Raw genomic sequence first — 12837 nt, 5'->3', positions numbered from 1 at the left:
TTTGACCAGCTTGCTCAAGCTTTCGCTCATCGCCTCGTTGGCGCCGGCCGCCAGCGCGCCGGTGGCGAAGCCCTTGCCCGCCGCCTCGCTGAGCAGGCCACCGACCAGGGCATGCAGCGCGGTCTTCTCGATGCTGGCGTTCGCCCAGTTCTGATCTCTGGCAAAGTCACCCACGGCATTGAACGCGACGCCACGCAGCACGCCTTGCGCCTGGGAGGCCAGGGAGTTGCGCAGGTTGTCCGTGAGGCTGCCACCCTGCAGTGCCGTGTTGAACGACGCCTGGGCGGCGCCCTGGGCAGCCGAATAGGCGGTGAACTTGCCGATGTCGGACAGCTTGCTGAGGTCGAAGCCCTTGGTCACCCGGTTGACGTTGTCTCCCGTGACCCCGAACGCGTTGTCCAGCACGCCGGCGGTAAAGCCTGCGGTCAGCGCGCCCGAGGCATAGCCGCGCAGGCTCTGGCTCGAGGTGACATCCTTGAACGTCGCGCCCAGGTTGCCGCCGTTGTTGATGAAGCTGACCGCGCCGTTGCTGGCCATCCCCGTCAGCACCGAGGAGGCCATCACATTGCCCCAGCCAGCGGCCACCGTAGTGGTCGCGGCGGTCGTCGCAGCGGTAGTAGCGGCAGCCGTGGTCGCAGCAGCCGTCGCCGCGGTGCTCGCAGCGGCTGTGGTCGCAGCGGCGGCCGTGGCGGTGGTCGTGGTCGCAGCCGTGGCAGTGCCTGCCGCCGCCATTGCCGAACCGGACCCCGCCGTGGCACCCGCAGCAGAACCTACCGCCGTACTGGCGGCCCCGGCCGTCAACACCGTCACGACAATGATGATCGCCAGCATGGCCCCTTGGCCGAGGCTGGAATTGCTGTACTTGAAGCTGTCGTGCAGCTCCTGGACCTGGCGCCAGTCCACATCGCCACGCTGCTCGGCGTCCTTGAGCCAGGCCAGCTTGGGATCGGCCTGGACCATGGCGTCGATCGCCTGGTGCACCGACTTCTGGTCAATCTGCTTGATGTCGATGTTCAGGCCATCGACCGCTCTGATCGCCAGTTCGCCCTGGGCGACCATCTGCGTCTGGCGCAGGGTCTCGTCGGTGTGGCCCTTGCCTTTGGCACTGGTCCACGCCAGGTCGCTCTTGCTCTTCTGGTGGCTCTCCTGGTGCAGGTCCTTGACCGCTTCGAAGGTGACCGCGCCGCCGCTGGCGATGGTGATGTCCTGGCCGCTGTCGAGCTTGGCCGCCTGGTACAACTGGTCGCCACCGCTCTGCAGGGTCTGGTTGCCGCCGCTGGTGACCTCGCTGCCAACCTGGGTCACCTTGGTCACTTCATCACGCTGGGTCTTCTTGCTGCCGAAGCTGCCCTTCTTCTTCTTGTCATACAGCGAGTAATCGCTGTCTTCAGCCGCCAGCAGGCCCAGGCGGCCACCGGCGACCAGGTAAGCCTCGTCCCCCGCCTCGACCCGGCTGGCGCTCATCGCCAGGTCCTGGCCGGCGATCAGGGCGACGTCGCCACCGGCCTTGACGGTGGTGGACACCTGCTGCACGTGGTCTTCACGCGCCTTGACCTTCTTGGTGTTGACCTCCGAATGCTGCTCGTTGGCCGCCGAGATCAAGCTCAGGCCGGCGCCGGCCGACATCGCCACGTCGCGCTTGGCTTCGATCTGGCTGGCAATCGCCGCCAGGTCCCGACCGGCAACCGCCGACAGGTCGCGCCCGGCCAGCACTGTGGAGCCATGCTGGGTGATCGTCGAGCTGCTGTGGCGGGTCGTCGTGCTGGCATGGCTGTCGACCTGCTCGACCACGCCCAGGCTCAGGTCGCGCCCGGCCTGCAGCTTCAGGTCGCGGCCACTCTGCAGCACGCTGGCGCGGTTGATGACGTCGCGCCCGGCCTTGACGCTCAGGTCGTTGGCCGCCTCGATGCGGGCCGCGCTGTCGAGGAAGTCGGTGCGCTCGCTGAGCACGCCGTCGCTGCTTTCGTGCACGGTGACGCTGCGTTCGTTGAGCACGCTGCCGTTGGTGGCGACCAGCGACACGTCACGCCCGGCGATGATGCCGCCGGCCTTGTTGACGATGTTGTTGCCGGCCAGCAGGTCCAGGCGGCCGCCCGCTTCGATCAGGCCGCTGTTGGTCAGGTCGTTGCCGACCGTGCCCGTAAGCTTTTCAAGGGCGCGCAGGGTGCCGGCGTTGTCGAGGTTCTGGCCGGCGATCAGGTTGACGTTGTTACCGGCAATCAGCGCGCCGTTAGGCGCCAGGCGTTGGTTGGCGTGGGCCAGGTAGAGCACCGGCGCCAGCACGTCCTCGCCGCGCACCGTGGTCTTTTCCAGCCAGACGATGTCGTGGGTCAGGGCCGCGACCTGCTCGGCGCTCAGGCTCACGCCCACCGCCAGGTTGAGCTGCTGCTTGCTCTTGATGGCGTTGTCCATCAGGTACTTGAACAGCTTCTCGTCGGTGTTCTGGCCGTCGATGAAGCGCTGGCCGGTACGGGCCATCACCGCGTCGCGGATCAGGCGCTGCTCGTAGAAGCCGTCACCCAGGCGCTTGGCGCTCTGGTCGGGGTTGTAGCCGAGGTTGGCGAGCAGGTAGTCCGAGCTCATGAACTGCTTGAGTTCGGTCAGCGCCGGGTTGGTTTCCACCAGGTACTTGTGCGGCTGCGGTTGCGCCTGGCGCTCGGGCAGGCCCTGGACGCGGGTGATGGCCTGGCTGGCGACCGGGGCGGGCTCCGGTGTCGGCTCGGCTACTGCGACGACGGTTGGGGCCGGCCGCGGCTGCGGTGTCAGGCCGGGCAGGTCGAAGGTCGGGCGCGAGGCCTGCGGCGTCGGCTCGGCGACGGCGAGCGGCGCCTGCGCTTCGATGCCTTCGACCCGGGCGATCGTGCCCGGCTGGCTGCGCACGGGCTGTAGCGTACCGACATCGGCGCTGCCGACGCCGGCCACTTCGATCACGCTGGCGCGGGTATCGATGCCTGCGGCCTCGCGTGCCGCCACCGTCACTTCACGGGTGCTGGCGACCAGCGGCGCGACCGCGTCCAGCTGGAGGGTCCGGCCTTGGCTGTCGGGCTGCTGCTGGCGCTGGGCCAGCTCGACGCTGGCCCCACCCAAGGTCCAGTGCTGCGCCGTGCTGCTGCCCTGGGCCGCCTGCGCGCTGCTGGCGCCCTGCTCGCTCAGGCGGAACAGGCCGTTCTGGCTGGTCGGCAGGCTGAAGCCTGGCAGGGTCAGCGGGTTGACCTGCTGTTGGGCCAGGTCCGGCGGTAACTGGTTGTTGATCGAAACCTTGGTGGAGTAGCCGCTGCCGGCGCCGGTGTCGGTCTTGGTGCGCCCCGCCGCGACATAGGCGTAGTACGGGCGGATCACGCTGTTGTTGAGGTTCTGCGCGGCATTCAACGCTACGTTGCCGCCCGCCTGGATCACCGCGTCGTAGGCCTGGCCATCACCGTTGAGTGTGGTGACCTCCTTGGCAATCATGCCGCCGCCCATCAGGCTCAGGAAGTTGCTGAGGTCGGCCTCGACCGTCGCCGACGGTTTGGTGGCGTTCCTGGCGTTGAAAGCGGCCGCGGCCGGAATCGCGCCGTGGATCTGTTTGACGTGGCTGACGAACTTGCGGGTGGTCTTGGTTTCCTGGGCCTGCAGGCCTTTGTTGTTGATGGTGACGGCATTGGCGGTGAGGTTGCCGGTGGCGCTGATCGCGCTGCTGCGGTTGTTCAGCACCTGGGCGTTGATCAGCAGGTCGGCGCCGCTGTTGAGGTTGGCGGCGGCACTGCTGCGGGTGACGGTCAGGCTGTCGACCTCGTCGATCTGCCAGAGGCCGTTGCGCCGGCCTTTCTTGCGGAAATCGCAGCCGGGGCCAGGGATCAGGTTGCAATCGAGCTCGGTGATCTTGATCGACTTCTTTTCCGGCTCCGTATGGTCGAACACGTCACGCACGTTGTTGACGGTGGTGGCGTTGATCGTCAGGTTGCGACCGCTTTCGATCGTACCCGAGCGGTTGTCCAGCAGGTCGGCCTTGGCCTGGCTCGGGTCGCGGGCGATCAAGACGTTGCCCAGGCCATAGACGTCGGCGTAGCTGTTGGTGAAGCTTGCGGCCAGCAGGCGCATGTCGCCGCCGCTGGTGATCAGGCCCTTGCTGTTGAGCAGCGTTGGGGTGGTCAGGGTCAGGTCTTCACCGCTGGCCAGCGTGCCGCTGTTAGTGACGCCACCCGCCGTCAACGTGAGGTTGTCGGCGGCGGTCAGGCGGCCGGCGTTGTTGAGCTGGCCGGCGACGTTGACGGTGGTGTCCTGCCCGCTCGCCACGCTGCCGGCGGCGCCCAGGTCCAGCTGCCCGGCGCTCAGGCCGAGGTTGCCCAGGCTGCTGTAGCGGCCATTGCCGCTGTAGCGCCCGGCCAGGGTCAGCTGCGCCGAGCCATCGCTGGCGATCAGGCCGTCGTTGTTCCAGTTGCCGCCGGTACCCTCCAGGCGGTCCGAGGCCAGCAACTGGCCCTGGGCGGTCTGGTTCAGCTGGTTGACGTTGAGGGTCAGGCGCCCGGCCTGGATCACGCTGCTGTTGGTCCAGGTGTCCGCGGTCAGCGTCAGGCCGCCAAGGGTCAGCACGCTGCCACCGGCGTCGAGCAGGTTGGCGGTGGCGACGTCGAAGGTGCCGGCGCCGCCGTGCAGCAGGCTGCCACCCTGGTTGCGCAGGCCGGCGACGTTCAGGGTGAAATCGGTGTTGCGGGTTTCCAGGTGGCCGTTGCGGTTGTCGAACACGCCGCCGATCTGCAGGTCGGTCTTGCCATCGGCGCCCAGAGCGCGCAACTGGCCGCCCTGGTTGTCGACGCCGCTGGCCTTCACGGCAAGGGTGCTGTCGGTTTCGATCACCCCGGCACGGTTGCCGAGCTGCCCGTCCAGCGCCAGTTCGACCCGCCCGGCGGCGATCTGGCCGGCGCTGTTGTCCAGGGTCGTGCCTTTGAGCTTCACCAGGTTGCTGGCGTACAGGCCGCCGTTGGTGTTGACGAAGGCGGCAGTCTTGATCAGCGCATCGCCATGCTGGGCGGCGATACGACCGTGCTGGTTGTCGATGCTGCCTGCGGTCAGGTCCAGGCGCTGGCCATGCAGGACACCGCCCTTGCCGGCGCCGTCCTGGCCGTTGAGCAGCGTCTGGTCGGCCTCGATGCGCAGCAGCCCCTTGAGGCTGGCCAGGGTGCCACCCTGGTTGCTCAAGGTGCTGGCCTTGACGTCGGCGTCACCGGTGCTGGCCAGCAGCTTGCCGCCCTGATTGTCGAGCTCGTCATCAATGGCGAGGTTCAGGCCGCCCTGGCCTTGCATCAGGCCGGCACGGTTGCCCAGCCCGGCCGCGGTGACCTGCAGGTCGGCGCCTTCGCTGTAGATGAGGCCGTCGGCGTCGTTGCGCAGGACGCCGGTGGTGGTGATCACCATGCGGCCCTTGCTCGCCAGGGTGCCGTGCTGGCGGTTGTCGAGGCTGCCGGCCAGCAGGGTCAGCAGGCCCTGGCTTGCGATCTGGCCGCCCTGGTTGTCGACCTGGGTCGCCCGTTGCAGCAGCAACGGGCCGCCGCTGGCGAGCTTGCCGTTGGCGTTTTCCAGCTTGCCGAGCAGGTCGAGGGTGAGGCCGCCGTTGCTGGCCAATGTGCCGCCCTGGTTGCGCAGGCCGGTGGCGGTGACGGTCATGGCTTGCTGGCCATTGACGGTGCCGCCCTGGTTGTCGAGGGTGGCGGCTTGCAGGCTGAGCTCGGCGCCGCTGTCGATCAGGCCGCCGGCGCTGTTGTTCACCTCACCGGTGATTGTCAGGCGCTGGCCGGCGCCGCTGGAGAGGATGCCTGCGCTGTTGTCGAGGCTGGCGGCCGCGACGCTCAGGCGGCCCTGGCTGACCAGGGCGCCGGCCGCGCTGTTGAGCAGGGTGCCGGACAACTGCACATCCAGCGCGCCGTTGCGGCTGGACAGCGTGCCATGGTTGCGGTTGTCGAGGCTCGCGCCGGTCACGGCCAGGCCTTGCCAGCCGGACACCAGGCCGTTCTGGTTGAGCAGGCTGGCGGCGTTGATCGTCAGCACCTGGCTGCTGATCAGCTTGCCGTCGGTGTTGTCGAGTACGCCGGTGTTCAGGGTCAGCGCGTGCTGGCTGGAGAGCTCGCCGCCCTGGTTGTTGATGGCGCCCAGGCGCTGCAGGGTCAGCGGCCCCTGGACGAGGATCTTGCCCTTGCGGTTGTCCAGGTCATTGCCGTTCAGGTCCAGGGTGACGGCACCCTCACCGACCACGCGGCCGCCCGCCAGGGCGATCGCGCCGAGGTCCAGGGCCATGGCGCCCTTGGCGGAGACTTCGCCGCCGCTGCCGGTGGCGAGGCTGGCGCTGTGCAGCTCGAGGCGGCCCTGGCTGTTGACCAGGCCATTGGCGCTGTTGTCCAGGGCCATGGTGCGCAGGGTCAGGGCCTGGCTGGCGCTGATCAGGCCCTGGTCGCGGTTGTCGAGGCGGCCGTCGCTGGTCAGCAGCAGGTCGCCACGGCTGCTCAAGGTGCCGCCGCGGTTGTCCACGGACGCGGCGCGGGCATCAAGGCTGGCGGCGCCGATCAGACCCTTGGTGTTGTCCAGCAACTGGGCGATGCGCAGGGTCAGGCCCTGGTTGCTCAGCAACTTGCCCTGGGTGTTGTCCAGGTGCCGGGCGGCGAAGGTGAAGGCCTGGGCGCTGGAAATCTCGCCCTCGTGGTTGCTGACGCCGGCGAGGTTGTCGAGTTGCAGCGGGCCGAGCGCGTTGATCAGGCCACCTTGGTTGTTCAACTGGCCGTTGTGCAGGTCGAGGGTCAGGCCGGCATCGCTGAACAGCTTGCCGCCCTGCTGGTCGAGGCCGCTGACGCTGGCGGTCAGGGCCTTGGCGCTGCCGATGCTGCCACCGTTGTTCAGTTGCCCGGTGGTCAGGTTCAGGGTATCGCCGCTGTCGAGGCGGCCGCCCTGGTTGTTCAGGGTACCGGTGGTCAGCGTCGTCGCGCCTTTGCCGCTCAGGCGCCCGTCCTGGTTTTCCAGGCCGGCGCTGCGCAGGGCCAGGGTGCCGTCAGTGGCCAGCTCGCCGTGCTGGTTGAGCACCTGGCCGGTGACTTCGACCTTCAGGTCCTTGGCGCTGGACAGTTGGCCCTGGCGGTTGTCGAGGCTGGCAGCTTTGAGCAGCAGGGTGCCTTCGCTGCTCAGCAGGCCGTCGCGGTTGTCCAATTCGCCCGCCAGTCGCAGCACCAGGGGCTGCTGGCTGCGCAGGCTGCCGCCGCGGTTGTCCAGCCCGGTGCCGGTGAGCGTGAGGCGCTGGCCGTTGAGTTTGCCGCCGTTGCCGTTGAGCAGTTGGGCGACACCCAGGTTGAGGTGCTGGTCGGCCGTCACTACCCCGCCGTCGCTGTTGTCCAGGGTCTGGCCGGTCATGCTGAGGTCGGCATTGCTGGTCAGTTCGCCCGCTCGGTTGTCGAGGCTGGCAACGTCGAGTTCCAGCGCTTTTGTAGCGCCGATCAGGCCGTTGCGGTTATCCAGGTTGGCAGCACTGATGCGCTGGGTGTCGGTGCCGACCAGCTTGCCGTCCTGGTTGTCCAGGCGCGCGGCTTCGATGCTCAGCGCGCCCTTGCCGTGCAGGCTGCCGCCTTGGTTGTCGAAGTGGCTGGCGTGCACCTGCATGACGCCATCGCCGACCACGGTGCCGCGCTGGTTGTCCAGCAGGTCGTCGACCGTGACCTGCAAGCCGCCCTGGCTGCTGATCACGCCATCGGCATTGGCCAGGCTGGCGCTGCGGTTGTCCAGGCCGTTGGCGCTGATGCGGCCTGTGAGGTTGCTCAACAGCTGCTCGATGCGCAGGGTCAGGGCCTGGTCGCTGACCAGCTTGCCGTGGCGGTTGTCGAGGCTGCGGGCCGCCAGGGTGAAGGCGTGCTGGCTGGAGATCTCGCCGTGCTGGTTGTCGACGCCGCCGAGTTGCTTGAGCACCAGCAGCGGTGCATTGATCACACCGGCGTTGTGCAGGTCGGCAGCGTTCATGTCCAGGTCGAGCTGGGTACTGCTGCTCAGCTCGCCACCCTGCTGCTTGAGGCCGCCGAGGTTGGCGGTCAGCAGGCCGGCGCTGGCGATGCGGCCGTCATTGTCGAGTTGCGTGGCCTTGAGGTCGAGGCTGCCGGCGGCAATCAGGCGCCCACCGTCGCGGTTGTCGAAGTGGCCGCTGTCCACGGTGGCGGCGCCTTCGCTCTTGAGCAGCCCCTGGCGGCGGTTGTCGAGGCTGGCGCTGTTCAGCGTGAGGGCCTGGGCGCTTTCGACGACGCCGCCCTGGTTGATCAGCTCGCCGGCGCTGACGACCTTCAACGCACCGCCACTGGAGAGGCGGCCCGCGCTGTTGTCGATGCGTTGGCCGTGCAGGTCCAGGGTGCCTTCACTGGTGAGCTTGCCAGCGCTGTTGTCCAGCCCCGCCGCCAGTTGCAGCGTCAGCGTTTTCCCGGCGCCGAAGCTGCCCCCGGCATTGTCCAGGCGGCCACCGGTGAGGTGGACAGCCTGGCCGAACACCAGCCCCTTGGCCTGGTTGATCAGCTCGGTGACGGTCAGTTGCAGGGTGGTGCCGGCCAGCAGCTTGCCGGCGCTGTTGTCCAGGTGCTGGCCGGTGAGTTCGGTGCCGGTCTGGCTGGACAGCTCGCCGGCGCGGTTGTCGATGCGCTCGACCTTGAGTGTCAGTGCCTTTTTTGCCCCGACCATGCCGCCATCGCGGTTGTCGAGGTGGCTGCCGGTGAGCGCCAGGTCGCCTTGGGCGACCAGTTCGCCGCCCTGCTGCGCCAGCACCCCCACGGTGGCCCGCAGGTCGTGCTTGCTGGAGATCCGGCCCTTGTCATTGTCGATGGCATCCAGGGTCAGGGTGACCGGCCCCTCGGCACTGACCAGGCCCTGCCGGTTGCGCAGGTGCTGGCCGCTCAGGGTCAGGCCCTGCTTGCTGTTGAGCACGCCTTCACGGTTGTCCAGCTGGCCGACACGCAGTACCTGGCCCTGGTTGGCGCGCAAGGTCCCGCCGCGGTTGTCCAGGTGCGCGGCCTGCAGGTCGCTCGCGCCATGGGTCTGGAGGCTGCCCTTGGCCTGGTTGTCCAGCAGGCCATCCACCTTCACGGTCAGGCCGCCATCACTGAACAGGCTGCCGGCGTGGCTGTTGTCCAGGCTCGCCGCGTTCACCTGCACGTGTTGCTTGCCGCCCAGGGTGCCGCCCTGGTTGAGCAGCGCGCCATGGCTCGTCAACGCGAGGCGGGTATCGGCCTCGATATGGCCATCGCGGTTGTTGAGGGTGGCGACGTCGATCACGCCGACGCCGGCAGTGGAGACTTCGCCCTTGACGTTGAGCAGTTCGCCCGCCAGGGTCAGGTCGAGCCCTTGGCGGCTGCCGAACACACCGTCGCTGTTGTCCAGGCTCGCCGCCGTGGCACTCAGCCCGGCCGCCGACACCTCGCCTTTGGCGTTGCGCAGTGCCTGCTCGAGGCGGATGTTCAGGGCCTGCTCGCTGAGCAGCTTGCCGCCGCTGTTGTCGAGGCCCCGCGCGGTCAGGGTGAACCCCTGCTGGCTGGAGATCTCGCCGCCCTGGTTGTCGACCTGGGCCAGTCGCTTGAACACCAGCGGGCCGTGGGCGTTGATCAGGCCGGTGGCGTTGTTCAGGTACCCGCCGCGCAGGTCGAGGGTCAGCCCCTCGGTGCTGTACAGCTTGCCGCCTTCCTGCTGGTCGAGACCGCTGACGCTGGCGTCCAGCGCCTGGGTGCTGGCGATGTGGCCAGCCTGGCGGTTGTCCACCTGTGTCGCCACCAACGTCAGCCGCTCGGCGCTGGTCAATTGCCCTTGCCGGTTGTCCAGGGCACCGGTGGCCACTTGCACGCTGCCATCGCCGCGCAGGGTCCCTCCGCGGTTGTCGAGGCTGGCGCTGTTCAGGGTCACAGTGCCCGCGCCCAGCAGTTCGCCCTTCTGGTTGCTGAACGCCCCCGTGGTGCTCAGCACCAGAGGCGCGGCACTGCTGGCACGGCCACCGTCATTGTCGGCGCTGGCGGCCTGCAGGGTCAGGCCTGCATCGCTGCGCAACGTGCCTTGGCGGTTGTTCAGCCCAGCGCTCAGTTGCATCGACAGCGCGCGCTTGGCATACAGGCTGCCCTGCTCGCTATTGTCCAACTGCGCCGCGTGCAGCTCGACCGCCTGCTGGCCAGACACCAGGCCTTTGAGGTGGTTGTCCAGGCGCTGCAAGGTCAAGTGCATGTCGCCGCTGGCGAGCAGGCGGCCGCCGCTGCTGTTGTCGAGTTCATTGCCAGCCACTGTGAGGTCGGTGGCGCTGGAGACTTCACCGGCACGGTTGTCCAGGGCTTGCACAGCCAGGGTCATGGCCTGGCCCGAACTGACCAGGCCCCCCTCACGGTTGTCCAGCCGGGTGCCGCCGACATGCAGCGCGCCCTCGGCCGAGACGATACCGCCACGGTTGTCGAACTGGCCGATGCTGAGGTCCAGCGCCTGCTTGCCGGTGATCCTGCCCTTGGCCTGGTTGTCCAGGCTCGCGGCATTCAGGTGCAGGCGGGTGTTGCCGGCCAGCAACCCGGCCTGGTTGAGCAACTGCCCCTGGATCACGGCGTGCAACACGCCATCGCTGGTGAGCGTGCCTTGGCTGTTGTCGAGGCTGGCAGCGCCGAGCGTCAGCGCCTGGGCGGTGAGCAGGCGGCCCTCGCGGTTGACCAGCGCGCCGGTCTGTTCAAGGGTCAGCTGCCGCTCGCCCTGGACCAGGCCGTGGCGGTTGTCCAGCGACGCGCTGTTCAGGGTCGCGGTGGCGCCGAGGATTTCACCGTGACGGTTGTCCAGTGCCCCGCCCAGTTGCAACATCAGGCCTTGTGTGGCGCTGATGCGACCACCCTGGTTGTCCAGGCTGCCGGCGCCAATGTCCAATGCCATGGCCGAAAGCAGGCCGCCGCGGGTGTCCAGCGCACGCGCGATGCGCAGCGTCAACGCCTGCTCGCCGAGAACCTTGCCCTGGCCGTTGTCCAGGTTGTCGGCCTGCAGGGTGAACGCGGCGGCGCTGGCGATTTCCCCGCCGCGGTTGTCGACGCTGGCGAGGTTGAGCAACTGCAACGCGGCGGGCGCGCGGATCAGGCCGCCCTGGTTGTCCAGGTGACCGCGACCGAGGTCCAGGCTCAACGATTCGGCGCTGGTCAGATGACCGCCGGCGTGCTGATCCAGGCCGCTGACACGGGCCGTCAGTGCCTTGCCCGCCGTGATGCGCCCGGCGCTGCTGTTGTCCACCTGCCCGGCTGTCAGGCCCAGGGTCTGCTGGCTGGAGATCCGCCCACCCTGGTTATTCAGCGCACCGCTGGCCGCCAGGTTCAGGTGCTGGCCGGCCGTCAGCGTGCCGGCCTGGTTGTCCAGGTTGGCCACCTGGGCACTCAGCGTGCCCTGGCTGGACAGCTCGCCCGCGTTGTTGTCCAGGTGGCCGACCTTGGCTCCGATGGCGCCGTCGGCCTTGATCAGGCCGCCCTGGCCGTTGTGCAGGCGGGCGGCTTGCAGGTCGCTCTGGCCGGCGCTGAGCAGCCGACCGCCGCCGCGGTTGTCCAGTGTCTCGGCGCTGGCCGTCAATTGGCGCTGGGCGCTCAAGGTGCCGCCCTGGTTGTCGAGGGCCTGGCCTGCGCTGATGTGCATGTCGCGGCTGGCCACCACGCTCTGGCCGCGGTTGTCCAGGTGTTGGGCGCGCAACTGCACGTCACCCGTGGTGTTGCGGCTGCTGTCGGGGTTGACACCGGCTTCGACGATGCCGTGGTTGCTCAGGCGGCCGCCGCTGTCGAGGTTGACGCGCCCGGCGGCGGCGAGGGTCTGGCGGTTGTCCAGGTCGCCTTGGGTCTTGACCCGCAGATCGGTGCCGGCGTACACCGCGCCCCGGGCATCGAGCTGGCCGGCGGCAATATTCACCGCGCCTTGTTCCGCCTTGGCCTCGGCCAGGCGCAACTGGCCATTGGCATCGAGCTGGATATCGCCACCGCTGGCGATCAACTGGCCGTCGAGCTTGACCCCCACACCGGCTTCGGTGCCGACCAGGGTGATGGCCCCGGCGTACATCCCCCCCAGGGCCGACGAGTCGATGGCCAGTTGCGGCGCGTCCGCCGGATTGGCGGCCCGTGCCGTGGCCTTGAGGCTCTGGGCGTCAACGTCGTTGGCGCCGGCGATCACCGCCAGGTGGCGGGCCTGGAGCTGGGCATTGACCCTGGCGCTGCGGGTGATGATCTCGAACTGGTCGACATTGCTGGCATTGAGCCCCGCGCCCTCGATGGCGACGCTGCCCTGCTCGACCTGGTAGCGCTGCACCTGGCCGTTCTCGATCACCGGCTGGCCGGTGGTGAGGGTGGCGCGTGGGGTGTTGAGGAAGCCGCAACCGTTGCAGGTGATGCCATAGGGGTTGGCGACGATGACATGGGCCGACTGCCCCGCTACTTCGGTGTAGCCGTTGAGCTGGCTGGGGCGGGTGCCGTTGACCTCATTGAGGATCACATTGGCGGCGCGGCCGTGGAGCTGGTCGTTGCCGACGACCAGACCACCCAGCTGGGTGGCCTGGGTACGCTCGGTGGCGTTGTTGAGGATCACCCCCTGCTGGCCGACGTTGTAGTCGCTGAAGCGGTTGTGGGACAGGCCGGCGGCATTGGGCGTGGCGATGTTGACCAGCGGCACGCCGTTGCCGGCCTGGCCGACGCTGGTGGCACTGCCGTTGACCACGATGCCGTCGGCCATGGCCACCAGCGGCTGCCAGAACATCATGTTCGCCAGCATGAACGCCAGGCCACGCTTGGACAGGCCCCAGAAGGTGTCGCGCGGTTTCAGGGCGGCGGAAGGCTGGCGAGCCAGGAAAGTGAACTGACGAACGTCCAT

At 68.5% G+C, this 12837-nt stretch carries 1 protein-coding gene; it reads right to left on the bottom strand.

All coding sequences use genetic code 11. The features are described from left to right. Positions 1 to 12837, bottom strand: a 12837-nt coding sequence (locus tag NGM28_RS20025) for a two-partner secretion domain-containing protein (RefSeq protein ID WP_252091208.1), incomplete at its 3' end; no start/stop codon positions are given.

It is taken from the genome of Pseudomonas sp. MWU13-3659, from assembly GCF_023757525.1.
Lineage (GTDB): Bacteria > Pseudomonadota > Gammaproteobacteria > Pseudomonadales > Pseudomonadaceae > Aquipseudomonas > Aquipseudomonas entomophila_E.
Note: the sequence above shows the minus strand (reverse complement) of the source record. Positions and strands in the feature narration are given on the sequence as shown.